This is a genomic window from Actinoallomurus liliacearum (genome assembly GCF_039542035.1).
Taxonomy (GTDB): Bacteria; Actinomycetota; Actinomycetes; order Streptosporangiales; family Streptosporangiaceae; genus Actinoallomurus; species Actinoallomurus liliacearum.
Map to the genome: position 1 here is coordinate 655,695 of NZ_BAABHJ010000040.1, position 25,089 is coordinate 680,783.

Sequence of the window (25,089 nt, forward strand, 5' to 3'; positions counted from 1 at the left end):
CGGCAATCTACTCATCGCCGCAAAACGGTCACAAGGCGAGATCACGCCATGAACACGAATTAACCCGACGTCTTCCCGCGCGTCGTCGTCGCATGGGAAGGTACGGCCGGTATCGACGTCCCCACCGGAGACCGCGTGGTCCCCGGCTCCCGGAGGAAGCCTTGCCCCCTAGGTTCCTGCGTTCCCGCGCGACCCGTGCGGGACTCATCGCCGTCGCGCTGGGCGCGGTGGCCGCCGCGCCGCTGGCCGTCACCGGCTCACAGCCGGCCGACGCGGTCACCATCGCCGGCGCCAACACGCTCTCCGACAAGGTCTCGGTCGACTGGTCCAAGCACCGGCCCGCTCGCACGACCGACGTCCACCTGATCGCCTGGAACGACTTCCACGGCAACCTCGAACCGGCCGGCCTGACCATCTACGGCAAGTTCGCGGGCGGCGCCGCCTTCCTCGCCAAGGCGGTGAAGGACAAGCAGCAGCAGTACGGCGCCCGCGAGGCCAGCGTGATGGCCGGTGACGACATCGGCGCCAGCCCCCTCGTCAACGGGCTGTTCAACGAGGAACCGGCCACCATCATGGCCAACCTCATGAACGCCGACTTCGCCTCGGTCGGCAACCACGAGTTCGACAAGGGCAAGACCGAGCTCCTGCGCATCCAGAACGGCGGCTGCGCGAGCACCGGCTGCAAGGGCGCGCCGTACCCGGTCGAGCGGCATGGCAAGTGGACGACGACCAACACCTACCCGGGCGCCGCCTTCCAGTACCTGTCCGCCAACGTGACGGACAAGGCGACCGGCAAGACGCTGCTTCCCGCGTACGGCGTCAAGCGGTTCCCCTCGACGAGCGGGCGGCCGATCTCCGTCGGCTTCATCGGTGAGGTGCTGCAGGCCACGCCCACGATCGTCACCCCGACCGGCGTCGCCGGCCTGGACTTCGGCGACGAGGCGGCCGCCGCGAACCGCGCCGCCAAGCAGCTCGCCAAGCAGGGTGTGAAGATCCCGGTCCTCGTCATCCACCAGGGCGGCTTCCAGACCGGCACGATCAGCACGCCGAACGGCTGCGCGGGGAACCTCGCCGGCAGCGACATCGAGGCGATCGCCAAGAAGCTGGACCCCTCGATCAAGGTCATCGTGTCCGGCCACACGCACGCCGAGTACCGCTGCACGATCACCGTGAACGGCGTCACGCGCCTGGTCACCAGCGCGGCGTCGTTCGGCCGCATCCTCAGCGACATCACGCTCAAGGTCGACAACCGGACCGGCACGCTCGTCTCCGCCGACGCGACCAACTCGATCGTCGAGAACGCGCTGAACACCCCGGGCACCGGCGTCACCCGCCAGGAGGACCCGTCCAAGGCCGACCCGGCCGTGGCGAAGGTCGTCAAGCAGTACGTCGACGCGTCCGCGCCGCTGGCCAACAAGGTGGTCGGCAAGATCCAGGGCGACCTGACCCGGGACGCGACCTCCGTCGGCGAGACGACGCTCGGCGACGTGATCGCCGACGCGCAGCTCGCCGCGACCTCCGACGCGAACACGGGCGGCGCCCAGCTCGCGCTGATGAACCCGGGCGGCGTCCGCGCGGACCTCAAGACCGGCGACATCTCCGCCGGCGGTGAGGCGGTCGGCGAGGTCACCTACGGAGAGGCGTTCACGGTCCAGCCGTTCGGCAACAGCCTCGTCACCAAGACGATGACCGGCGACATGCTCCGGCGCGTCCTGGAGCAGCAGTTCACCGGCTGCGGCGGCCAGACGTCCCAGAAGGTCCTGCAGCTCTCCAAGACGCTCACCTACCAGTCGAACCCGTCCGCCGCGACCTGCGCCGGCAAGATCGGTGAGATCAAGGTGAACGGTGCGACGGTCACCCCGACCACGAGCCTGCGCGTCACGATGAACAACTTCCTCGCCACCGGCGGGGACGGGTTCACCGTCTTCAACGAGGGCACCGACCCGCTCGGCGGCGCCCAGGACATCGACGCCTTCGTCGCCTACCTCACGGCCGCCGGCTCCACCGGCCTCGCCGTCCCGGCGAGGGACCGCATCACCCCGCTGTCCTGACCTCCGGCTCGACCGCCTCGGCCCGTACGGCTCCCGCCGTACGGGCCGAGGCGTTTCAGCCGCTCCCCGGTTTCACGCCCGCGACGATGTCGTCCATCAGGGAGACCTTCGGGGCCTTCGGGTCGTCGTCGAACCCGAACCGGAGGATCGCGAAGCCCCGGGCCGGTGCCGGGAAGACGACGGACTGGACATAGGCGGTCTGGCCGTCATCCGACTTGATCTTCCAGCGGATGAGGTGGCCCTTCTTGCCGGCGACGGTCACCGGGCCGGACTTGAGCACGGTGTGCCGCGCGATGCGCCCGTAGGACGCCTCGGCCGCCTCCGGGATGTCCGCCTCCGCGGCGGACTTCGCGCCCATCGACGTCGACGACTCGTGCGACGTGTCGACGCCGGCGAGGACGCAACCGGAGCTCGGGTTCTGGTCGCACCGGTAGTGGCCGACGGTCATGTGGGCACTGCCTCCGTAGCCGGTCTCGCCCGTCCATCCATGGGGCAGCGGCAGGGTGATCTTGTTCTCGTTGTCGACGACCGCGTTGGCGGGCGGGGGCGTCTCCTTCTTCCGCCCGGCCAGGTCGTGGAGCATCATCGCAAACCCTGCGAACCACACCACGATCCCAAGGCCGGCGAGGCACGCGCATCCGATGCCGAGGGGCTTCAGGCAGCTCCCGCGATCCGCCCGCGGCAGGCCGAGCGCGGCCCGCGTACCGTCCTCGACGGCATCTCTGATCTCCCAGGGCTCCAACCGGTCCATGAACGCCTTTCCGACGGTTCGTGATCATGCCGTCACCGAGCCTGCTGGACGCGGCGGAGAACTTTCAACCGGAACGGACCGGCTTACCGGGTTCATCGTGGTGATGACCCGGTCGATCCACCCACGTGGAACATTGGAAAGCGCACAGACAGGTCTAGTAGGGAGGTCACATGAGCGTCCTGTACACGGCGATCGCCACGGCGTCCGGCCGGGACGGCCGCGCGGTCAGCTCCGACAAGAAGCTCGACGTCACCCTGGCCGGCCCGACCGAGATGGGCGGCGACGGCGAGGGCACCAACCCCGAGCAGCTGTTCGCCGCCGGGTACGCGGCCTGCTTCGGGAGCGCGCTGAGCATGATCGGGGAGAAGAAGAAGGTCGACGTCTCCGACGCCGCCGTCACCGCCGAGGTCGGCATCGGGCCGAACGAATCCGGCGGCTACGGCCTCGAGGTGGTCCTGCGCGTCGAGCTGCCCGACGGTGTCCCCGCCGAGACCGGCCGCGAGCTCGTCGACGCCGCGCACCAGGTCTGCCCCTACTCCAACGCCACCCGCGGCAACATCCCGGTCAAGCTCGTCGTCGAGTAGGCGCCCGCGTGCGCCGTCCGGTCGCCGACGCTCAGGAGCGCTCCACCGCCTCCTCGCGGTGCAGGAAGCCCTGAATCCTCTCGGCCGCTCCGGTCACGTCGCCGACCGGATGGCGCATCTCGGCGTTCCGCCAGTCGAAGTGGTTCCCCGACTCGCTGACGAAGATGTACAGCGGAACGCCGGGCACGTCGGTCGCGACGGCCAGGCCGGGTAGCGACCGGCGCAGGTCGGATTCCACCCCGAGCCGGACCAGTTCCGCGCTCAGCCTCTCGAGCAGCCGGACCTCCTCGTCATGAGCGATCGCGCGTCGCACCGCCGAACTCCTTCCGCCGTGCCCTGTCACCTCGTGCGGTCCCGGATTCGGACCGTCACCACGTTGTACGCGAGAAATAGGACGGAAGGTTCAACCGGGTCCGGGATGACCTTAAATCGGGTTGTCCGCTAGAAACGGCCGCTCTCGGTGAGCGGCCGGCCGGCGCCGTCGGCGGCCGTCACGCTGTAGGTGTCCTGGTGTGCGTCGTGGCCGTCGGGCGCGCGTGCGTACTGGGCGGCGAAGACGTACCGGCCGGGCGGCACCGACCGGCCGGGCCGCAGCACCCACGTGTAGACGACCGCGCTCCCCTCGTCGCCGACGGTGACCTGGAAGGTGTCGCCCGGCAGGTTCGACCAGGAACCCGTCGACCGTACGCCCGCCGTGCGCGTCACGCGCACGGTGACCCGCAGCGCGGTGAGCGGCCGGGTCCTGGACAGGGTCACGTCCTCCTCCGCCCAGTAGGCGTTGCTTGCCGAGGCGAGCCCGGCCACGACCGCCGGGGACGTCGTACGGGGCCGCTGCGGGACCGACGAGGAGGTGGCGGGGCCACCGGTCGGGGAGGGCCGGTCGGAGCGCGCCGTCGGCGCGGCGCTGCCCCACGTGGAGGCGGCGGACGACGGGGCCGGCCGGTCGGTCTGGGCCGTGCCGTGCCCGGCCGGGACGGCCGGGGCGGCCGGTCCCGCGGCCCGCCACGTCACCACTCCCACCGAGACGGCGGCCACGCCGACCGCAGCCAGCGCCGCCGCGGCCAGCGAGCGGCCGCGGGCCGGCCGGGCCCGGCGCCCGCGGGTGCCGGCGTCCACGCGGGACCACATGCGGTCGCCGTCGGGACGGTGCGCGTCGGCCTCCTCGCGCAGGGCGGAGCGCAGCCAGGCGGGCGGCTCGCTCATCGCGCCTCCCCCGTGCGCCCGGCCGGGTGCGCCGGCGGCGACCGCCACGCGCCCAGGGCCTTCTCCAACTCCGCCACCCCCCGTGACGTCTGGCTCTTCACCGTCCCGACCGAGATCCCCAGGACACGCGCCGTCTCCTGCTCCGACAGGTCGAAGGCGTACCGCAGGACGACGCACGCGCGCTTGCGCATCGGCAGCCGCCGCAGCGCCGCGCGCACGTCGAGCACAGCGGGAACGTCCGGATCGTCGGACCGGTCGCGGAACATGGCCCCGAGCCGCCCGGCGCGCGCACGTTCCCGGACAAGAGTACGGACCCGGCTGGCGGCGAGGTTCACCACGATGCGGCGGACGTAGGCGAGCGGCTGGTCCGCCGCCCGGACCCGGCCCCATTGGTGCCAGGCCGCGACGAACGCGTCGGCGGCGAGGTCGTCGGCTGCGTCCGCGTCCCCGGTGAGCAGATAGGCGAGACGTGCCAGCTCCCGATGGTGCGCCTCGAAGAAGGCGTGGAACTCTGCTGCGTCGTCCTCGGACTGCACAGGGCGCTCCCGGGTGCGTCGGCTGCGTCCGCTCATCGGCCTCAGCCGCGCAGAGAGTAGCAGTCTCAATCGGGTTTCTACCGGCTCAGCACGGCGTCACCTCGACCGGGACCGTCAGGACGCGATCCAGGCCGAGCACGCGCTCCGGGCCGGTCAGGGTGAACGCCCCCCGCAGCGGCAGGTCGGCGCTGGACCCGCCGACCGCGACGTCCACCCGGCCGGGTTCGACGACGCGCCGGAGGTCGAGGTCGGTGAACGAGGTGCGGTCGGCGTGCACGGTGAACTCCACCCGCGCCGCCGCGCCGGGCTCGAGCCGGACCCGCGCCCAGCCGGCCAGCCACCGCACCGGCCGTACGACGGAGGCGACCGGGTCGCCGAGGTAGAGCTGGACGACCTCGGTGCCGGGCCGGTCCCCCGTGTTGCGCACCGTCGCGGTGACGCGCACGGTGCCGTCCGTGGCGGCCGACGGGTCCACCTCGAGGACGTCGTACGCGAACCGGGTCCAGGTCAGCCCGTGGCCGAAGGGGAACAGCGGGGCCGGGTCGATCGAGCTCCAGCGCGACGGCCCGCCGGTCCGCGAGTGCAGGTACGTCGCCGGCTGGCCGCCCGGGCCGCGCGGCACGCTGACCGGCAGGCGACCCGACGGCTCGACACGGCCCGACAGCACGCCGGCGACGGCGGGGCCGCCCTCCTCGCCGGGGAAGAAGGCCTGCACGATCGCCGCCGCCCGGTCCACCAAGCCGCCGAGCGCGTACGGGCGGCCGGCGAGCAGCACGATGACCGTGGGCGTGCCGGTGGCCAGCACCGCGTCGGCGAGTTCGGCCTGCCGGCCGGGCAGGGCGAGGCTCTCGGCGTCGCAGCCCTCGCCCGAGGTGCCCCGGCCGAACAGGTCCGACCGGTCGCCGAGGGTGAGCACGCACACCTCGGCGCGGCGGGCGGCCGCGACGGCGGCGGCGATGTCCGCGTCGTCGGTGACCCGGACGTCCCGGCCGGCCGCCACCTCGACCTCCGCGTCCGGCAGTGCGGCGCGGAGGGCGTCCGCGAGGGGCGGGATGTCCACGCCGAACGGCAGGTCGGGGAATCGCGCGGTCATGTGGTTGGGGAAGGCGTAGCAGCCGAGCATGGCCCGCGGCTCGGCGGCGAGCGGGCCGGTCACCGCGACGCGACCGGCGCGCAGCGGGAGGACCCCGTCGTTGGCGAGCAGGACCACCGACTGCTCGGCGACCCGGCGCGCCAGCCGCCGGTGGGCGGGCGGATCCAGGTCGATCGGGTCGCCGGGCCGTACCCCGTCGACCGAGCCGCCCGGCCGCCGCACCCCGGCCACCTCGACGGCTCCATCCACCTCGACGGCTCCATCCACCTCGACGGCTCCGGCCACCTCGACGGCTCCGTCAGCCGAGCCGTCGGCGGAGCCGTCCTTCGCTCCGTCCGAAGCCTCGTCGAGCAGGCCGAGGTCGCACTTGAGCGCGAGGACGCGGGCCACCGAACGGTCCAGGTCCTTCTCCGGGACGGCGCCGCGCCGCACCATCTCGACCAGCGGCGCGCCGTAGCAGCGGATCGTCGGCAGCTCGACGTCGACGCCCGCGCGCAGGGCGAGGGCGGCGGACTCGCCGGGGGAGCCGGCGACGCCGTGCATGCTCTCCAGGAACGAGATGCCGAAGTAGTCGGCCACCACCACGCCGGTGAAGCCGAGCTCGTCGCGGAGCAGCCGGGTCATCAGCCGTTCGTCGGCGGTGGCCGGGACGCCGTCGACGTCCACGTACGCGGCCATGACCGAGCGGGCGCCGCCCTCGCGGAGGGCGAGGAAGAACGGTTCGAGGACGATGTCGGCGTACTCGCGGGGGCCGAGGGCGGCGGACGCCATGTTCCGGCCGGCCCGCGACGAGGCGTACGCCGCGAAGTGCTTGAGCGTGGCCACGACGCCGCGGCCCTCCAGCCCGCGCACGTAGGCCGTGCCGATCCGGCCGACGAGATACGGGTCCTCCCCGATGGTCTCCTCGGTGCGGCCCCACCGGGGGTCGCGGGTCACGTCGAGGACGGGCGCGAGGCCCTGGTGGACGCCGACCTGCCGCATGCTGTCGGCGATCGCGCCGGCCATCTCCTCGACCAGCTCGGGGTCGAACGTCGCGCCCCACGCCAGTGGGCAGGGGAAGACGGTCGCGGTGTGGGTCATGAAGCCCGTGAGGCACTCCTCGTGGGCGATCGCGGGGATGCCGAACCGGTTGCCGGCGGCGACCCGTGCCTGCAGTTCGCGCAGCCGGGACGCGCCCTCGGCCGGCGGGATCGGCGCGGTGCCGAAGACGCGGGTGAGCTGGCCGAGTCCGGCCTTGATGACGTCGTCCAGCGGCGGCGGCTCACCGAAGTCGTCGGGGAGCGGCGCCACCTCCTCGCCGGGGCGGGCGGACACGGCCCAGTACCCGACCAGCTGGGCCGCCTTCTCCTCCACGGTCATCCGGCTCAGCAGGTCGGCCACCCGTTCGGCGGTCGGCAACCGGCGGTCTCGCCATGACCCGGCCGGTCGGGTGGGGTGAGGAAGCGTTTCGGCCATCTGTGGTGGGCTCCCGTCTGGCGATCGAACGTGGTGTGGGCCAGGCGTGTCCCGTGGGCCTCGCGCTCCCACCGCATCGAGGTCCACGGGGCACGCGTCCTGGGTGCGGCCGGCGGTGGCGCCGTGGATGGCCGGACGCGCGGCTCGGTGGCGAGGGGCTTGCTCGCCGAGCGGCCGAGGTGAACGTTATCGCAATGTTTCGGAGCCGCCAAGGTCTCCGTAGCTTGCAGGATTTCCGGTTTCACAAAGAACGTCGCGAAGGGTTGACCGCTGCCGGGCGCTTTTTTAAGGTACGGCAGCAACTGCTTTCCCGACACTTTTTCGAAACAGCGCCGACACGTCGTCGCAACGCCCGTCTCTGCCGCAATCCCCCAAGGAGGACCGATGGGCGACTCACCGCTCTCGCGCCGCACCTTCCTCTCGGCCGCCGGTATCGCCGGCCTCACCGCCCCTCTGCTCAGCGCCTGCGGAACCTCCGGGCCCTCCGGTGGCGGTAAGGGAGGCGGCAAGACCCTCCAGGCCTGGGTTCTGCAGGACGACGGGCAGAACCCCATCCAGCAGGCGTCCCTCGACGACTTCAACAAGTCGTCGGCCACAAAGATCAAGCTCGTGGAGATCCCCAACTCCGGCAGCTCGGGGTACACCGACAAGCTCCGCATCGGCATGGGCTCGCCGAACCCGCCGGACCTGCTGTTCAACTGGGGCACCGGCAGCATTCAGGACTACGCCCAGAGCGGTCGCCTGGTCGACCTCACCCCGCACCTCACGAGCGACCCGACGTGGCAGAACTCCTTCCTGCCCTCGGTGCTCGACGCCGGTAAGGCGGCCGACGGGAAGTTCTACGGCATCCCGATGCGCGGGATGCAGCCCGTGCTGCTCTTCTACAACAAGACGCTGTTCGCCCAGCACGGCCAGCAGCCCCCGGCCACGTACGACGACCTGCTGAAACTGGTCACGTACTTCGACTCGAAGAAGATCCAGCCGTTCGCGCTGGGCCACGTCGACGCCTGGCCCAACCTGATGTGGCTGGAGTACCTCGTCGAGCGTCTCGGCGGGCCGTCGGTCTTCGCGGACATCCTGGCCGGCAAGCCGAACGCCTGGGGACACCCGCTCGTGCTCGACGCGCTGCGGCGGATCCAGGACCTGGTCGACCGGCGGGCGTTCGGCACCAACTTCGCGTCGGTCAACTACGTCAACGACGGCGCCGGGCTGCTGTTCGCCAAGGGCAAGGCCGCGATGCATCTGATGGGGACGTGGGAGTACTCCAACCAGGTCGACAAGCACCCGCAGTTCGCCAAGAACGACCTCGCGTTCGCGCCCTTCCCGACCATCGCCGGGGGCAAGGGCGACCCGAACAGCGTCGTCGGCAACCCCACCAACTACTACTCGATCAGCAGCAGGTCCAAGGACGTCAACGCCGCGCTCGCCTTCCTCAAGAAGGAGATGGCCGGCGCGATGTACGTCGACAAGCTGATCAAGGCGGGTGACGTGCCGGCCGTCAGTGGCCTGGAGGCGAGGCTGTCCGCCTCCCCCGGCCCGGAGTTCTCCAAGTACGTCTACCAGATGGTGCAGAAGGCTCCGAGCTTCACGCTGTCCTGGGACCAGGCGCTGCCGCACGTGTTCACCGACCCGCTGCACAACAACCTGCAGAAGGTCTTCCTCAAGAAGCTGACCCCGGAGAAGTTCGTCCAGGTCATGGGCCAGGTGAAGTGATGGCGGCGCGGACCGAGGCGGCCGGCCGATGACCGCCGTGGCGGGCAGGCGCCGAGGCGGGCGGCCGTCGGCCGCCGGCGCGGACCGGGCGGCGCGGCCGGGCGCCGTGTGGATCCTCCCCGCCGCGCTGTTCTTCGGCGTGTTCGCGGGGGTGCCCCTGCTCCTGACGGCCGTGCTGTCCTTCACCGACTGGAACGGCCTCGGCACGCCGAACTTCAACGGCCTGGCCAACTGGAGCCGTGCGCTCTCGGACAGCGCGATCTGGGAGTCGATGCGGATCAGCCTGGTCTTCATGGTGCTGTGCTGGGTGGTGCAGACGCCGCTCGCCCTGCTGATCGGCGTCTGGGCGGCGGGCCGGGAGCTGAACCGCGCGGTGCTGTCCTCGATCTTCTTCCTGCCGCTGCTGATGTCGACCGCCGCGATCGCCATCACCTGGCGGGTGCTGCTCGACCCGAACTTCGGGCTCGCCGCGAAGGTCGGTCCCTGGATCGGATTCCCGGACGGGAACATCGCCGGCGACCAGCACGGCGCCCTGGGCGCCGTGGTCGTCGTCATCGCCTGGCAGTTCGTGCCGTTCCACTCGCTGATGTACCAAGCCGCGGCGCGGCAGATCCCGAAGATGCTGTACGACGCCGCGCTCATCGACGGCGCGGGACGGTTCCAGCAGTTCTGGCACATCACGCTGCCGCAGCTCCGGAACACCATCATCACCTCGTCGGTGCTGATGCTGGTCGGGTCGCTGACCTACTTCGAGACCATCCTGATCGTCACCAACGGCGGGCCGGGCACCGCCACGATGGTCCTGCCGCAGCGCATGTACAACAGCGCCTTCCAGAGCTTCCAGATGGGGTACGCGAGCGTGATCGCGCTGGTCCTGGCCGCGTTCGGCACCGCGCTGTCGCTGCTCATCGTCCGGTTCTCCGGTTACGGGAAGATGCGCAGCACCCTGGAGGGGATCTGACGCCATGACGGCACTCCGGGAAGAGACGTCGGTGCCGGTCGCGCGCCACCGGCGCGGCGACCGGCCACGGCGGAGGCGGCAGCGGCCGAACTGGGGCGCCGGGGTGGCGGCGCTCGCCTGGCTCGTGTTCGTGGGCGTCCCGATCTACCTGATGATCAAGGACAGTGTGCAGCCGACGGACGCCTACCTCGACGGCGGCCCGCTGTCCCTGCCGCACAAGCTGACCTTGGGCAACTTCACCGAGGTCTTCCGCAGCGGGTACACCCGCTACCTGGTCAACACGGCCATCGTCACCGCGGGGAGCGTCGCGCTGACCGTGCTGCTCGCCTTCCCCGCGGCGTACGCGATCGTGCGGTCGCGCAGCCGGGTCGTGTCCGGGACGTTCCGGATCTTCCTGGCCGGACTCGCGGTGCCCGCGCAGGCCACGATCATCCCCGTCTACCTGATGATCACCCGGATGCACCTGTACGACTCGCTGACGGCGATCATCCTGCCGACCGTGGCGTTCGGCCTGCCGCTCAGCGTGCTGGTGCTGTCGTCGGCGCTGCGGGACGTCCCCCGCGAGCTGTACGAGGCGATGACCATCGACGGCGGAGGGGCGTTCCGGCTGATGTGGAGCCTGGCGCTGCCGCTCAGCCGCGCGTCGCTGACCACGATCGCCGTCTACAGCGCGCTGAACGCCTGGAACGGCTTCCTGTTCCCGTTGATCCTCACGCAGTCCCCCGAGCAGCGGGTCCAGACGCTCGGCCTGTGGAACTTCCAGAACCAGTTCGGCTCGAACGTGCCCGGCCTGATGGCGGCCGTGCTGCTGTCGGCTCTTCCCGTGTTCGTCGTCTACCTGTTCGCGCGCCGCTGGCTCATCGCGGGCCTGGCCGGCGCGGGCGGAAAGTAGCGGATCCCCCCATGCGTCCCCTCACGCGCAGCTCACTTGCCCTCGCCCTCACCGTGGCGACCACGTGCTCCCTGGGCGTGCCCGCGCACGCCCAGGAAGCACCCCGCGGCCGCGTCGACTTCCGCGCGAACCTGCAGCCCATCGACGGGTTCGGGTTCTCCGAGGCCTTCCAGCGGGCCGCCGTGATCCACGGACTGAACGGACTGTCGGCGCCGAAGCAGAAGGAGGTCGTCGACCTGCTGTTCGGCCGGCGCGCCGGCGCGGGCGCGTCCATCCTGCGGCTCGGCATCGGCTCGTCCGCCGACAAGGTGTACGACCACATGCCGTCCATCGAGCCCGCCGACCCGGGCGGGCCGACCGCACCGCCGAAGTACGTCTGGGACGGCGACGACGGCGGCCAGGTCTGGCTGGCCAATCAGGCGCGGTCGTACGGCGTGCGGCGGTTCTACGCCGACGCGTGGAGCGCGCCGGGCTTCATGAAGACCAACGGCACCGACGCGAACGGCGGCACCCTCTGCGGTCTCCAGGGCACGGACTGCGCGAGCGGTGACTGGCGGCAGGCGTACGCGAACTACCTGGTGCAATACGCGAGGTTCTACCGCCGCGAGGGCATCAGGATCACCGACCTGGGCTTCACCAACGAGCCGGACATCACCGTCTCGTACGCCTCCATGAACTTCACCCCGGCCCAGGCCGTGGAGTTCGTCAAGGTGCTCGGCCCGGTCGCGAAGAAGGCCGGGCTGAAGCTGTCCTGCTGCGACCACACGGGCTGGGACGGCCAGCAGGACTACACCCGGGCCATCGAGGCCGACCCGCAGGCGGCCAGGTGGGTCACGACCATCACCGGGCACGCCTACTCCAGCCCGGTCACCTCGCCGCAGCCGACCCGGAAGCGCACCTGGATGTCGGAGTGGGGCCCGGGCGGCAGCACCTGGAACGAGAACTGGGACGACGGCACCGAGTACTCCGGCTTCGCGGTCGCGGAGAACATCCACCGGACCATGACGGACGGGAACGCCGGCGCGTACGTCTACTGGCTCGCCGCCTCCGTCGGGGCGACCCGCGCGCTGATCCAGCTCGACGGCGACGCGTACCACGTGTCCAAGCGGTTCTGGGCGTTCGCGGCGTACAGCCGGTTCATCCGACCGGGCGCGACCCGGGTCGCGGTGAGCGCCGCCGACCCCGCGCTGGAGATCTCGGCGTACCGGAACGCCGACGGCACCAAGGTCGTCGAGATCCTCAACACCGGCACCACCGCGTCGACGACGGACCTGGCCCTCGGCTCCCCGGCCGGGCACGCCCAGGCGTACCTGACCGACGCCGGCCACTCGGTGGCCCCCGTCGCCGCCGCGCGCACCCACGGCCGTGACCTGTCGGCCGACCTCGCCCCCCGCTCGCTGACCACGGTCGTCCTGCGGTGATCCGGGCCGCGATCGTCGGCACGGGCGGGATCGCGGGGATCTGCCACCTGCCCGCGCTGCGGGCGGAGGCGCACCGCGCCCGGGTCGTGGCCGCCGTCGACGTCGACGCCGCGCGCGTGAAGGACTTCTGCGCCGCGCACGACGTTCCCGCGGCGTACACCGACCTGGGGGAGATGCTCGCCGAGGCCCGCCCCGACCTGGTGCACGTCTGCACGCCGCCGCACGTGCACGCCGCCCAGGTCAGGGCGTGCCTGGAGGCGGGCGCGTGGGTGCTGTGCGAGAAGCCGCCCGCCCTCTCGCTCGCCGAGTACGACGCCATGACGGCCGCCGAGCGCGACGGCGGCCCGTACGCGGCGGTCGTCTACCAGCACCGGTTCGGCTCCGGCGCCCGCCACCTGCGGCGGCTCATCGCCGACGGCGAGCTGGGCCGGCCGCTGGTCGCGGTCTGCCTGACCACCTGGTACCGCGACCAGGCGTACTTCGACGTGCCCTGGCGCGGTCGGTGGGACACCGAGGGTGGCGGGCCGACCATGGGCCACGGCATCCACCAGATGGACCTGCTGCTGGCGACGCTCGGCGACTGGGCCGAGGTCCGCGCCATGGCCGGCCGCCTCGTCCGGGACGTCGCCACCGAGGACGCGTCCGTGGCGTCGGTCCGCTTCGAGAACGGCGCGCTGGCGTCGGTGGTCAACAGCGTGCTGTCGCCGCGTGAGGAGAGCCGGCTGCGATTCGACTTCACCGACGCGACGGTGGAGCTGTCGCACCTGTACGGCCATGCCAACGCGGACTGGACCTACACCCCCGCGCCGCACGTCACCGACGAGGCTCGCGTCGCCGCCTGGCGGACCCCGGACCAGGACCTGCCGAGCTCGCACACCGCGCTGCTGGCCGACCTGCTCGACGCGTACGAACGCGGCGACCGGCCGCAGACCAGCGGCGCGGGCGGCCGCCGGACCCTCGAGCTCATCGTCGCGCTCTACAAGTCGGCGCTCACCGGCCGTCCCGTACGCCGGGGCGAGATCGACGGCACGGACCCCTTCTACCGCGAGATGAACGGCGGGAGAGACCTTTGAGGATCGAGCACCTCGGCGACCACACGCTCGCCGTGCACGAGCGGGACGTGGAGCTGTTCCGGTACGTCTACCGGCCGACCACGCCGGCGTTCGAGGGCCCGAAGCCGTACCTACATCCGGTGCGTACGCTGGCCGGGGACGTCGTCACCGCGTACCGGCCGCACGACCACCGCTGGCACAAGGGCGTGCAGCTGACCGCGTCGCACCTTTCGGGGGAGAACTTCTGGGGCGGCGGCAGCTACGTCCGCGACCAGGGCTACGTCGACCTGCCGAACGTCGGCGTCATGCGGCACGAGGAGTTCACCGAGGCCGACGGGGGACGGATCGCCGAGCGACTCACCTGGCACACCCAGGCGGGCGAGCACTGGGTCGACGAGGGGCGCGAGCTGGCCGTACGCGACGTCACCGGCGACTCGTGGGCGCTGGAGTTCGCGACCGCGCTGACCAACGTACGAGGGGAGGCGCTCGTCTTCGGCAGCCCGACCACGAACGGCCGGCCGGCGGCCGGGTACAGCGGGCTGTTCTGGCGCGGGCCGCGCGCGTTCACCGACGGGGACGTCATCGCGGCGGACGGCCAGGGCGGCCCGGAGCTGATGGGCCGGCCCGCGGCCTGGCTGGCGTACGTCGGCCGGCATGACGAGGTGGACCGCGCCTCCACCCTGATGTTCTTCGACGACCCGGGCTTCGGCAGCGACTGGTTCGTCCGGACCACGCCGTTCCCGGCGGTCAACCCCTCGCTCGCCTTCGCCGAGGAGTTCGCGCTGCCGCCCGGCGAGACGCTGCGCCTGCGGTACCGCATCGTCGTCGCCGACGGCGCGTGGGACCGCCTCCGTCTGGACGCCTACGCCGAGGACCACCCATGTTGAGCCCGCTGCCCGGTGCGGTCGGGATCTCCGGGCTCCGCGTGTACGACTGGCCGACGGCCGACGGCCTGTGCGGCGGCTCGCCGCACGTCCACCTGACCTGCGCGGAGGCGTACGTCGTCGTCGCGGGGCAGGGCAGCGTGCAGACGCTGACCTGCGACGGTTTCGCCGAGACGCCGCTGGCCCCCGGTACCGTCGCCTGGTTCACGCCCGGGACCGTGCACCGGCTCGTCAACGGCGACGGCGGGCTGCACATCGTCGTCGTCATGCAGAACAGCGGGCTTCCCGAGGCGGGCGACGCCGTCTTCACCTTCCCGCCGGAGACCCTGAACGACCCGGAGGCGTACGGGCGGGCGGCGGCCCTGGACCCCGGCGCGCGGGAGCACACCGCCCGCAGCCGTCGCGACCTGGCCCTGGCGGGCTTCACCGCGCTGCGCGCCCGGTTGGACGCCGGCGAGCCGACGGCGCTGCACGACTTCTACCGGTCGGCCGTACGGCTCAAGGCGCATCTGTTCCCCGAGTGGGAGAAGCGCTGGCAGGCCGGCGCGTTCGCCGAGGCGCTGCGGACCGGTGCGCAGCTGAGCCGCCTGGGCGCGGGCGACATCGGCCCCCTGACGGAGGCCGCCGTCCACCGCCTCGACCCGCCACCGGAGCGCGCGTTCGGCATGTGCGGCCGCCTCGACACGTACGTGCCCTGACCCACCCGGCCGGTCAGCGCCGGATCCGCGGGCGGCAGTGGACGAGGTCTTGGACGACGTGATCGAGACCGGCGAGCCGCCGCCCACCTTCAGGCGTCGCGGACGTGCAGGAGCAGGCCGCCGACCAGGAGCGCCGCGGCGGCCCACCCGGCGGTCACGCCGAGGCCGGCCCAGGGGCTGATGGGCAGGCTGCGGAGATCGGTGGTGGCTTGGACGGCGAGCCCGGCGCTCATCGGCGCGACCTGCTGGAGCAGGCGCTGCCAGTGCGGATCGCCGACGGTCTGGGAGACGATGGGGACGATGTAGAGCAGGCCGAGGACGACCCCGATGCCGGTGGCGGAGTCCCGCACGGCGGTCGCGATGCCGAGGCTGAGAAGGGCGATCAGGATCAGGTAGAGGACCGTTCCGAGGACCGCGCGCAGCGTCGGCCCGTCGGCCAGGGACAGGGCCTGGTGGCCTGGGCCGGGCAGGATGAGCCACCCGGCGAGCAGCGACCCGAGGACGGCGACGGTCCCGGCGACGGCCACGACGCCGGTGAGAGTGATGGCCTTGGCCGCGAAGGCGGTGGCTCGCCGCGGCACCGCCGTCAGGGTGGTGCGGATCAGGCCCGAGCCGTACTCCCCGCTGATGATCAGCACGGCCAGGATGGCGACCAGCGCCTGGCCGAGGTAGACGCCCATGAGGGTGATCTTGGTCGGGTCGCCGCCGCAGCGGGCGGACGTGCACGTCACCAGCGAGGTCGCCACGGCGCTGAGGGCCACTGTCGCCGCGATGGTGCCGAGCAGCAGCCACAGGGGGCCGGCGACGGTCCGAATCTTCGTCCATTCCGCGTGCAGTGCCGGTCTCATGCGTCCCTCCTGTTGAGAAGGACGGCGGCCACGGCCAGGCTTGCCACCGCGTAGCCGGCCAGGACGGCGAACCCGGCCCATGGCGCCAGCGGGTAGTAGCCGTAGTACGGCGTGTAATTGCTTGCGACCTGGTCATATGGCACAAGCGTCTGCTGGACGGCGAAAGCCGCGCCCGGTGTCACCGTGGCCACCCCCTTCGACACGCTCGCGGGCAGGAACGGGATGGCGATCAGGATGTAGGGCAGCACGATGGCCAAGAGGACCGTGGTGACCGCGCCCGCACTGTTCCGGAAGACGGCGCCCACGGAGAGGGCCAGGACCGAGGCGGTCGCGAGCAGCGCCGCGGTCCCGAGTGCCACCCGCAGTTCGGTCGAGGACGACACCGGGAAGATGTAGACGCCGTTGCCCCGGGCGAGCCGCTCACCGAGCGGAGTGGCGAGGAGCGTTCCCACCGACCCGGCGACGAAGGTGACGGCCCACAATACGATCGCCTTGGCCACCAGCACCCGGCTCCGCCTCGGACTCGCGGCCAGGGTGACGTGGATCATCTTGTTCCGGTACTCCGCGGTCATGAACAGCGCCCCCACGACGATCACCGCGGTCAGCGCGGCGAACGTGCCGATGAGGATGTCGCGGAGGAGGCCGCCGGTCGGCAGGCTGTCGCGGACGGCGGGCGCTATGTCGCCGGCGCCGGTCACCGTGAACCGGGCGCCGGATCCCGTGAACGAACCCGAGCCGTTCTCCGGGTAGCCGGCGAAGCTGGGGGATTCGGCTCCCACCTGATCGCCTGTCCAGTCGCCACCGGCCCAGCCGCTCTGGGTGCGCAGGTCCCCGAAGGTGGCCGTGGACACGCTGCCGGCCGTGCCCCCACCGCCCACGACAGGCGGAGAGGCGACGAACAGCCCGACCTGCGCGGTCGTTCCGAGCCCGCTCACCTGCGCGGTGCCCACCCTGGTCCACTTCACGCCGTCGGCGGAGGCGTAGCCGGTGACCGTGTCGCCCGAGCGGTCCAGCCGCAGCCGGCGGGGGGACTCGGCGGAGACCGGACCGGGCGGGCCGGCCGTGTCATTGACGTAGCCGTCCTGCATCCGCACGCCGTGGCTGCCGGTGACCATGATCGCCGCGTAGGGCGATCCCTGGCGAGTGCTCTGCTTGATGATGAGCCCGGCCTTCGCCCACGGCACGGTGCCGGGCCGCAGGTCCCCGGGACCCTTGGGGATGCTGCTCTTGAGCGCGGAGACGGAGACGGTGACGCTGCCGTTCCCGGCGAGCGGTCGGTGCACGAAGTAGAAGCTGTCGGTGACCGGCTCACCGCCAGGTCCGACCGGAACCGGTGGTGAGCCCTTCTGGTTGCTGCTGGCCCCGGTGAGCAGGGCGAACAGCACCATCATCAGTGCCGCCGCCACCGTGCCGGTCACCCAGCCCCGGACCGTCCGGAACTTGGTCCACTCCGCGTGCAGCAACTGGAGGAAGCCGTCCCGCCCGACCCGTCGGCCGGATCGGTAAGGCGTGATGGTGGGGGTCACCGCGAGACCTCCGTGGGCGTCGCGGCGTGGAACTCGAGCGCTTCGCGGGTGAGCGCCAGGTAGACGTCCTCAAGGGTGGCGCGGTGTGCCGAAACCTCGGAGAACGGCACCGCGCTCGCGCTGAGCAGCGTCACGATCCGGTCCGCAGGCAGGCCGGAGACGGTGATGGTGTCGCGGCCGGCGGCCGTCACGGTCGCGCCGGCCTGCGCGAGCACCCTCATCGCGTGCGTCGCGGCCGTGGTCCGCACGGCCACCCGGTTCGCGGAGGCGGCCGCGATCAGGTCGGCCACGCCGGCGTCGGCGATGGCCTTGCCGCGCCCGACCACGACGAGGTGGTCGGCCGTGTCCTGCACCTCGCTCATCAGGTGGCTGGAGACCAGCACGGCGCGACCCTGAGCGGCCAGCGACCGCAGGAAGCCGCGCATCCAGATGATGCCGTCGGGGTCCATGCCGTTGAACGGCTCATCGAGCATGATGATCGGCGGGTCGCCCAGCAGGGCCGCGGCGATCCCGAGCCGCTGGCGCATGCCGAGCGAGTAGCCGCCGGCCTTGCGCCGGGCCGCCGGGGTCAGGCCGACCTGCTCGATCACCTGGTCCACCCGCCGCGCGGCCAGGCCCTGCGAATGCGCCAGCCACAGCAGGTGACCTCGCCCGCTGCGGCCGGGGTGCAGCGCCGCCGCGTCCAGCAGTGAACCGACATGGTTCAGCGGGTGCCGAAGACCGCGGTACGGCTTCCCCTCGATGAGCGCGGTGCCCTCCTCGACCGCGTCCAGGCCGAGGATCACCCGCATCGTGGTGGACTTCCCGGCCCCGTTCGGCCCAACGAAGCCGGTCACCAGACCCGGGCGGACGGTGAAGGACATGCCGTCGAGGGCCAGGGTCGCCCCATACCTCTTGCGCAGTCCGGCGACGACGATCCCCGGGGCGCTCATCGCAGCGAGCTCACGGTTGGAAATGCACTCATGCCGACGGTTGTACGCGGCACCCGGTTCCAGCCCGGTCGCAGCGGCTGCGACCCGGTTGGAACCGGGGAGCTGGCATCGTCAAGGCATGGCACCTCGACCCGGCGGCCGGTTCGGCCCTCCCACCCGCACGACGACCGGCGGTGAGCGGCGGTGAGGGTCCTCGTCGTCGAGGACTTCGAGGTCCTCGCCCGCTCCATCGGAACCGGGCTGCGCCGCGAGGGCATGGCTGTCGACGTCGTCCTCGACGGAACCGCCGCCCTCGAGCACCTTGCCGTCACCCGCTATGAGGTGGTGATCCTCGACCGCGACCTGCCCGGCGTCCACGGGGACGAGATCTGCCGGCGACTCGCCCACGGCCGTTGCGAGGCCCGCGTGCTGATGCTCACCGCCTCGGACACGATCGAGGACCGCGTCGACGGGCTCGGCCTCGGCGCCGACGACTACCTGCCCAAGCCGTTCGCGTTCGCCGAACTGGTCGCCCGCGTCCGTGCTCTGGCCCGCCGAGCCGCCCCGCCGCTACCGCCCACCCTGGCATGCGGGGACATCACCCTCGATCCGGCCCGCCGCATCGCGTTCCGGGCCGGCCGGCGTCTCCAGCTGAGCCCCAAGGAGTTCGCCCTGCTCGAATGCCTGCTCGCCGCACCCGGCCTGGTCATCTCCGCCGAGGAACTGCTCGAACGCGTCTGGGACGAGGCCGCCGACCCCTTCAGCAGCGCCGTCAAGCACACCGTGCACCGGTTGCGGGCCAAGCTCGGCGACCCGCCCGTGATCGAGACCATCCGCGAAGGCGGCTACCGCATCGGATCGTCATGACCTCCCGGCAGCTTGCCAGAAGGTCGTTGCAGACGCGGCTCGCGCTCGCGTACGCGGCGGGCATCTACGCCGCCGGGGTCTTCGTGCTCGTACTCGTCGACATCCCGCTCGCCGGCGTCCAGTCGGCCAAACCCAAGGGCCGGCCCTCATCGCCCGCGATCACCGGAAACGGGCACGGGATCAGCCTGCCCCAACTCCTCACGGGGTCCGCCGTCGCCCTGGTCGTCCTGGTTCCCGTCGCCCTGGCTCTCGGCTGGTTCGTGGCCGGCCGGTTCCTGCACCCACTGCGCGCCATCACCGCCACCGCCGGAATCATCTCCGCCGGCGACCTCCACCGGCGCCTCGACCTCGGTGAGCCCACCGACGAGCTGACCGAGCTCGGCCGCACCCTCGACGACCTGTTCGCCCGCCTTCAAGCCTCCTTCGACGCCCAACGCCACTTCGTCGCCAACGCCTCCCATGAGCTGCGAACCCCCCTCGCCGGGCTGCGCACCCTCCTCGAGGTCGCCCTCGCCGACCCTGACGCCGACGCCGACACCCTGCGCTCGGTCTGCCAGGAGGCCCTCGCTCTCAGCGGACACCAGGAACGGCTCGTCAGCGCACTGCTCGTCCTCGCCACCAGCGAGCGCGGAATCTCTCGCCGGGTCACCCTCGACCTCGCCCAAGCCGTCGAAGGGGTGCTCGCCTCCCGCCGCGACCGAGCAGCGGAGAAGGGCATCGACCTCGCCGAACACCTGACGCCCGCAGTGACGGCCGGGGACCCGAGACTGATCGAAAGCCTCATCGCCAACCTCATCGACAACGCCATCCGCCACAACCGCCCAGACGGGCTCGTGGAGATCACCACCCAGACCTCCGGCACGCAGGCGACCCTTACGGTCACCAACAGCGGGCCGGTCATCCCCGGGAACGAGATCCAGCGCCTCTTCCAACCCTTCCAAAGACTGGCGCCCGATCGGAACGGCCGCCGCGACGGCTACGGTCTCGGCCTCGCCATCGTCAATGCCGTCACCCAGGCTCACCACGCCACCCTCACCGCCGGCGCACGCCCCGAAGGCGGCCTGTCCATCACCGTACGGTTCGCGCACGCATCTCCGGACCTTCTCTAGGGTCGAGGCGGCCACTGGTCCGCCGCTTTCAGCTGCTTTCACGGCCGGCCTCCCGGCTGTGCGAGTATCCGCAGGTCACCCTGCCCACGCCGGATCCCCTCGCGGCCGTCGTTGACCCTCCGAGGTCCGGAAACCGATCCTGAGAACGCGCTCCCACCGCGCCCGAACTCCCTGCGGGTCCGCATGCCGGCCCGCGGGCAGATCGAAGGGAAACGGTGTCGTGAGAAAGCGACGGAGAAGCGCGCTCGCCGCGGCCCTCGGAATGGTGTCGATCCTGGTGATGAGCGTGTTCACGGGGACCCCGGCGTGGGCCCACGGGGCGTTCATGCAGCCGGGCAGCCGTACGTTCCTGTGCTGGAAGGACGGCCTCACCTCCACTGGAGAGATCAAGCCGCAGAACCCGGCGTGCGCGGCCGCAGTCGCCCAGAGCGGGACCAACTCGCTCTACAACTGGTTCTCCGTGCTCCGGTCCGACGGCGCCGGCCGTACGCGGGGCTTCATCCCCGACGGGCAGCTGTGCAGCGGCGGGAACCCGAACTACACCGGCTTCGACCTGCCGAACGCGAACTGGCCGGTCACGCACCTGACCAGCGGCGCGAACTTCCAGTTCCGCTACAACAAGTGGGCGGCGCACCCCGGCTCGTTCTACCTGTACGTCACCAAGGACGGCTGGGACCCGACCAAGCCGCTCACCTGGGACGAGATGGAGACCAATCCGTTCCTCGTCGCCGACCACCCGGCCGACACCGGCCCGGTCGGCAGCGTCGACGGCTACTACTACTGGTCCGGCAACCTGCCGGCCAACAAGACCGGCCGCCACATCATCTACTCCGTCTGGAGTCGCTCCGACAGCACGGAGACGTTCTATGGCTGCTCCGACGTGGTCTTCGACGGCGGCAACGGGCAGGTCACCGGCGTCGGCGACAGCAGCGGCGGCGGTGGCGGTGGAACCCCGAGCACGCCGTGCACCGCGACGTACAAGACGACCAGCAGCTGGTCGGGCGGCTTCCAGGGTGAGATCACGGTGAGCAACCCCGGGACCACGGCCCTCAACGGCTGGACCGTGAGCTGGATGCCGTCCAGCGGCCAGACCATCAACAGCGTATGGAACGGCACCCTCACCTTGAGCGGCGACATGGCGACCGTACGGAACGCCGACTGGAACCGCACCGTGAACGGCGGCGCGTCGACCAGCTTCGGGTTCGTCGCCAATGGCTCGCCGGGCGCGTCGATGATCACCTGTACGAGCCCCTGACCCGCCCGTACGGCGCGGCGGACCACGCCGACTCCTGACCCACCGACCCGGCGCGGGGGAGCCCCGCTCTCCCCCGCGCCGCGTCATGCCCACGGCACATCTCACGAACACCCCTGGAGGAACTCAGCATGTCCTCGCCACTCCGGCCGAGACTCGCGGCCGTCCTGGCGCTGGCACTCGGCGTGCTCCTGGCGCTCACCGCCATGGTGATGCGCCCCGCGTCCGCCGCGTCAACGCTCGACCAGCTCGCCAAGGCCAAGGGCAAGTACTTCGGTTCGGCGACCGACAACCCCGAGCTGTCCAACAGCGCCTACACGGCGATCCTGGGCGGCGGCGAATTCGGGGCGACGACCCCGGGCAACTCGATGAAGTGGGACACCACCGAGCCTTCGAGGGGATCGTTCAACTTCAGCGGAGGCGACACGATCGTCTCCTTCGCCAAGAGCCACAACGTGATCGTCCGCGGTCACAACCTGGTCTGGCACAGCCAGTTGCCGAGCTGGGTGTCGAGTCTGCCGAGCACCCAGGTGCAGGCCGCCATGGAGAACCACATCACCACCGAGGTGACCCACTACAAGGGCCAGCTTTACGCCTGGGACGTGGTCAACGAGCCGTTCAACGAGGACGGCACTCTCCGCACCGACGCGTTCTACAACGCGATGGGCAGCGGCTACATCGCCGACGCGCTCCGCACGGCGCACGCCGCCGACCCGAACGCCAAGCTCTACCTGAACGACTACAACATCGAGGGCACCGGCGCGAAGAGCGACGGCATGTACAACCTCGTCAAGTCGCTCAAGCAGCAGGGCGTGCCGATCGACGGCGTCGGCTTCGAGAGCCACCTGGCGATCCAGTACGGCTTCCCCACGAACATGCAGCAGAACCTGCAGCGCTTCGCCGATCTCGGCGTCGACGTCGCCGTCACCGAGCTCGACGTGCGGATGCAGCTGCCCGCGGACACCACCAAGGTCAACACCCAGGCGCAGTACTACACGAACGTCGTCAACGCGTGCCTCGCCGTGACCCGCTGCGTCGGCATCACGATCTGGGACTACACCGACAAGTACTCCTGGATCCCCGGCACCTTCAGCGGTGAGGGTTCGGCCCTGCCCTGGGACGAGAACCTCAACAAGAAGCCGCAGATCTACGGCGCGATCAGCACCGCGCTCGGCGGCACGGGCGACGGCGGCACCCCGACGCCGACTCCGACCCCCACACCGACGCCCGGCAGCTGCAAGGTCGCCTACTCGGCCAACGACTGGGGGACCGGCTTCACCGCGAACATCACGATCACCAACGGCAGCTCGGCGATCAACGGCTGGACGCTGAAGTTCTCCTACGCCGGCAACCAGCAGCTCTCCCAGGGCTGGAGCGGCACCTGGTCGCAGTCGGGCAGCACCGTCACCGTCACCAACGCGAGCTGGAACGGCGGCCTCGCCGCAGGCGCGTCCACCTCGGTCGGCGCCAACTTCACCTACAGCGGCTCCAACACGGCGCCCGGCTCGTTCACCCTGAACGGCACGGCCTGTAGCTGAGGGCCGGCCCACCGCCACCCGGGGGCCTCGCGTGCGGAGGACCGAGGCCCCCGGGCACCACCCTTCTCGCCGACCGCTTAATGAGTGATTTGTCCTCTTTTGTCGCCTTTTGGTCGGGCATCCACCGAGCTTTTCGCGCGCGGGTGTCAGCGGAGGATCGGCACCGTCTCGCCGGTCGTCCGAGATGCCCCCTTTTGTTGCTGATCCGTTATGTCTATATCTGGCTCGTCCGATATGTGAAGCTGCGATCATGATCGCGCCGTCCCGGATTCACAGGGGCGTGCCTGGGCGTTCCCCGCCCATGCGTGCAGAAGGCCTCAAGGAGGCAAGCATGAGAACGGCGCTACGCCGTACCGCGCTGTCGCTTTCAGCGCTCACTCTCACCACCGCCGGAACCCTGTCCATCGTGAGTCCGGCCCACGCCGCCGCGAACTTCACGATCCCCGGCGTCTGCGGCAGCAGTTACTACGAGGTGCACAGCGAGACGAGGAGCGGCTACAACAAGACCTCGGACGGCTGGGGCACCGTCATCTACATCAAGTTCGGCTACAGCCCCAGCACCGGCAAGAACTGCGCCTTCGTCCAGAAGTCAACGACGAACTACTCCTACGGCGAGGCGTCGGGTCTCTCCATCGCCTTGCGGAGGAAGAGTGACAGCGCGTACGCATACAACGGCGGCAGCTTCAAGTACTACGCCGGACCGGTCTACCTGTCGGCCCCGCACACCTGCATCAGCGCCGACGGCTGGGACGACTGGGCGGGCTCCTGGTCGACCGGCTGGTACGCCTGCGGCTGAGCACGTATAGGACGTGGCGTGCGGTCGATTCGTGCGACGGAAAGTACCGCACGCCACGGTCAAGCAGAGAACGTCGAACACGTACGTCCCGCGTCGCCTCGACCTCATCGGCCGCGACGCGCTCGTCACCACCAACATGGCATGACACCCCGTCGTTGAATCGTCGGCGGAGGTGCCGCGCGTCAGCGGTGGTGCGGTAGGGCGGCGATGCCGTCGAGCAGGCGCTCGTCGATCTCACGGCCGGCGCCGGAGGGGAGCCCGAGCAGCCCGTCCCGGTACGGGCCCAGGAGGGCGACATCGCCCGCATCCTGTACGACCCCTCATGGCTGTACCGCCTGCTCGACCACGCCGAGGCGACCGGCACCGACCTGACCCCCCTGAAGTTCGTCATGTACGGCAGCTCCCCCGCAGCCCCCGCCCGGCTGCGCCAGGCGCTGGAACGGCTCGGCCCCGGACTCATGCAGACGTACGCGACCACCGAGGCGCCGGCCATCGCGACGCTGCAACCGGCCTACCACGCCGCCGCCCTCGCCGGCCGTCCCGAAGTCCTCGCCTCGGTCGGCCGCCCGATGCCGGGCGTCACCGTCACGCTGCGGCGCACCGACGGCACGACCGCGCCACCCGGTGAGATCGGGGAGGTCTGCGTCCAGGGGCCGGGCGTGCTGACCGAGTACTGGAACCGCCCGGACGACGCGGGCCGGACCGTACTGCCGGATGGCCGGCTGCGCACCGGCGACCTCGGCCGATTCGATCCACCTGACCGCCGACGCCGTACCGGCCACGATCACCGTTCTCGACGAGCTACCGCTCACCCCACTCGGCAAGCCCGACAAGCGGACCCTCCGCACCCGGGCCACCTCGACGCCCCAACCGTCGATGACCGACCCGAGCTGACGGCCGCCGACGGACCGAGAAACGGGCTTAGTTCCGGCGCGGCAGGTGCGGACA

General features: G+C 71.3%; 23 protein-coding genes and 1 pseudogene. 16 read left to right on the plus strand and 8 right to left on the minus strand.

Features of this window, described 5'->3' with window-relative positions; translation table 11 throughout:
* The first annotated feature begins 161 nt into the window (after window positions 1-161).
* The gene (locus ABD978_RS41845) at window positions 162-2,051 is read left to right on the plus strand and encodes a bifunctional metallophosphatase/5'-nucleotidase (protein WP_345366962.1); all 1,890 of its coding nucleotides are present in this window, start codon (window positions 162-164) and stop codon (window positions 2,049-2,051) included.
* A gap of 55 nt (window positions 2,052-2,106) precedes the next feature.
* On the opposite strand, the gene ABD978_RS41850 is transcribed toward ABD978_RS41845, so the two are convergent.
* On the minus strand, window positions 2,107-2,802 hold the full coding sequence (locus tag ABD978_RS41850; RefSeq protein WP_345366964.1) for a hypothetical protein: 696 nt from the start codon (window positions 2,800-2,802) through the stop codon (window positions 2,107-2,109).
* A gap of 170 nt (window positions 2,803-2,972) precedes the next feature.
* On the opposite strand from ABD978_RS41850, the gene ABD978_RS41855 reads away from it, so the two are divergent.
* On the plus strand, window positions 2,973-3,386 hold the full coding sequence (locus tag ABD978_RS41855) for an organic hydroperoxide resistance protein (RefSeq protein WP_345366966.1): 414 nt from the start codon (window positions 2,973-2,975) through the stop codon (window positions 3,384-3,386).
* Between the two features lie 31 nt (window positions 3,387-3,417).
* Here the strand turns inward: ABD978_RS41855 and ABD978_RS41860 are convergent, their stop codons facing one another.
* The 4 genes from ABD978_RS41860 to ABD978_RS41875 form a co-directional block, all read right to left on the minus strand.
* Window positions 3,418-3,699 carry a hypothetical protein gene (locus ABD978_RS41860; protein WP_345366968.1) on the minus strand — a complete coding sequence of 94 codons (282 nt, stop codon included), beginning with the start codon at window positions 3,697-3,699 and terminating at the stop codon, window positions 3,418-3,420.
* A gap of 128 nt (window positions 3,700-3,827) precedes the next feature.
* Window positions 3,828-4,589: a hypothetical protein gene (locus tag ABD978_RS41865; protein WP_345366970.1), complete on the minus strand. Its 762-nt coding sequence runs from the start codon at window positions 4,587-4,589 to the stop codon at window positions 3,828-3,830.
* Window positions 4,586-5,125 (minus strand): SigE family RNA polymerase sigma factor, encoded by a 540-nt coding sequence (locus tag ABD978_RS41870; protein ID WP_345366972.1) that lies wholly within the window; start codon window positions 5,123-5,125, stop codon window positions 4,586-4,588. Before ABD978_RS41870 ends, ABD978_RS41865 begins: the two co-directional genes overlap by 4 nt.
* 85 nt (window positions 5,126-5,210) lie before the next feature.
* Window positions 5,211-7,673: a beta-xylosidase/alpha-l-arabinosidase gene (locus ABD978_RS41875; RefSeq protein ID WP_425550824.1), complete on the minus strand. Its 2,463-nt coding sequence runs from the start codon at window positions 7,671-7,673 to the stop codon at window positions 5,211-5,213.
* A 384-nt stretch (window positions 7,674-8,057) separates the two neighbouring features.
* Between ABD978_RS41875 and ABD978_RS41880 the strand changes: the two genes are divergently transcribed.
* From ABD978_RS41880 to ABD978_RS41910, 7 genes are read left to right on the plus strand one after another with little or no spacing between them, the layout of a single operon-like run.
* Window positions 8,058-9,386, plus strand: coding sequence for an ABC transporter substrate-binding protein (locus ABD978_RS41880; protein ID WP_345366974.1), 1,329 nt, complete (start codon window positions 8,058-8,060; stop codon window positions 9,384-9,386).
* 28 nt (window positions 9,387-9,414) lie between these two features.
* Window positions 9,415-10,347 (plus strand): carbohydrate ABC transporter permease, encoded by a 933-nt coding sequence (locus ABD978_RS41885; RefSeq protein WP_345366976.1) that lies wholly within the window; start codon window positions 9,415-9,417, stop codon window positions 10,345-10,347.
* A 4-nt stretch (window positions 10,348-10,351) separates the two neighbouring features.
* Window positions 10,352-11,239 (plus strand): carbohydrate ABC transporter permease, encoded by an 888-nt coding sequence (locus tag ABD978_RS41890; RefSeq protein ID WP_345366978.1) that lies wholly within the window; start codon window positions 10,352-10,354, stop codon window positions 11,237-11,239.
* A gap of 11 nt (window positions 11,240-11,250) precedes the next feature.
* Window positions 11,251-12,660 (plus strand): glycoside hydrolase family 30 protein, encoded by a 1,410-nt coding sequence (locus ABD978_RS41895; protein WP_345366980.1) that lies wholly within the window; start codon window positions 11,251-11,253, stop codon window positions 12,658-12,660.
* Window positions 12,660-13,733, plus strand: a complete 1,074-nt coding sequence (locus ABD978_RS41900) for a Gfo/Idh/MocA family protein (RefSeq protein ID WP_345367440.1) — start codon at window positions 12,660-12,662, stop codon at window positions 13,731-13,733. The genes ABD978_RS41895 and ABD978_RS41900 overlap by 1 nt, the downstream gene beginning before the upstream one ends.
* Entirely contained in the window at window positions 13,730-14,599 is an 870-nt protein-coding gene (locus tag ABD978_RS41905) for a DUF6807 domain-containing protein (protein WP_345366982.1), read from the plus strand. Before ABD978_RS41900 ends, ABD978_RS41905 begins: the two co-directional genes overlap by 4 nt.
* A complete protein-coding gene (locus ABD978_RS41910) occupies window positions 14,593-15,294 on the plus strand; it encodes a cupin domain-containing protein (protein WP_345366984.1) in 702 nt (233 codons plus the stop codon). The genes ABD978_RS41905 and ABD978_RS41910 overlap by 7 nt, the downstream gene beginning before the upstream one ends.
* An 89-nt stretch (window positions 15,295-15,383) precedes the next feature.
* Here ABD978_RS41910 and ABD978_RS41915 read toward each other — a convergent pair whose 3' ends face one another.
* The 3 genes from ABD978_RS41915 to ABD978_RS41925 are packed head-to-tail and all read right to left on the minus strand — an operon-like array spanning window position 15,384 to window position 18,600.
* A complete protein-coding gene (locus tag ABD978_RS41915) occupies window positions 15,384-16,142 on the minus strand; it encodes an ABC transporter permease (protein WP_345366986.1) in 759 nt (252 codons plus the stop codon).
* Complete coding sequence (locus ABD978_RS41920) at window positions 16,139-17,668, minus strand: ABC transporter permease subunit (protein WP_345366988.1); 1,530 nt, start codon at window positions 17,666-17,668, stop codon at window positions 16,139-16,141. Before ABD978_RS41920 ends, ABD978_RS41915 begins: the two co-directional genes overlap by 4 nt.
* A complete protein-coding gene (locus ABD978_RS41925) occupies window positions 17,665-18,600 on the minus strand; it encodes an ATP-binding cassette domain-containing protein (protein WP_345366990.1) in 936 nt (311 codons plus the stop codon). The genes ABD978_RS41920 and ABD978_RS41925 overlap by 4 nt, the downstream gene beginning before the upstream one ends.
* 183 nt (window positions 18,601-18,783) lie before the next feature.
* On the opposite strand from ABD978_RS41925, the gene ABD978_RS41930 reads away from it, so the two are divergent.
* The 7 genes and pseudogenes from ABD978_RS41930 (at window position 18,784) to ABD978_RS41955 (ending at window position 25,035) form a co-directional block, all read left to right on the plus strand.
* Window positions 18,784-19,446, plus strand: coding sequence for a response regulator transcription factor (locus ABD978_RS41930; protein ID WP_345366992.1), 663 nt, complete (start codon window positions 18,784-18,786; stop codon window positions 19,444-19,446).
* Window positions 19,447-19,472: 26 nt separating this feature from the next.
* Window positions 19,473-20,555 carry a sensor histidine kinase gene (locus tag ABD978_RS41935; RefSeq protein WP_345366994.1) on the plus strand — a complete coding sequence of 361 codons (1,083 nt, stop codon included), beginning with the start codon at window positions 19,473-19,475 and terminating at the stop codon, window positions 20,553-20,555.
* Window positions 20,556-20,775: 220 nt separating this feature from the next.
* Window positions 20,776-21,810, plus strand: coding sequence for a lytic polysaccharide monooxygenase auxiliary activity family 9 protein (locus ABD978_RS41940; protein WP_345366996.1), 1,035 nt, complete (start codon window positions 20,776-20,778; stop codon window positions 21,808-21,810).
* A 128-nt stretch (window positions 21,811-21,938) separates the two neighbouring features.
* Window positions 21,939-23,345, plus strand: coding sequence for a glycoside hydrolase family 10 protein (locus tag ABD978_RS41945; protein ID WP_345366999.1), 1,407 nt, complete (start codon window positions 21,939-21,941; stop codon window positions 23,343-23,345).
* Window positions 23,346-23,676: 331 nt separating this feature from the next.
* Window positions 23,677-24,141: a hypothetical protein gene (locus tag ABD978_RS41950; RefSeq protein ID WP_345367001.1), complete on the plus strand. Its 465-nt coding sequence runs from the start codon at window positions 23,677-23,679 to the stop codon at window positions 24,139-24,141.
* Between the two features lie 326 nt (window positions 24,142-24,467).
* Window positions 24,468-24,806, plus strand: a pseudogene (locus ABD978_RS44150) (AMP-binding protein); the annotation flags it as partial.
* Between the two features lie 49 nt (window positions 24,807-24,855).
* Window positions 24,856-25,035 (plus strand): hypothetical protein, encoded by a 180-nt coding sequence (locus ABD978_RS41955; RefSeq protein WP_345367003.1) that lies wholly within the window; start codon window positions 24,856-24,858, stop codon window positions 25,033-25,035.
* Window positions 25,036-25,089: the final 54 nt, after the last annotated feature.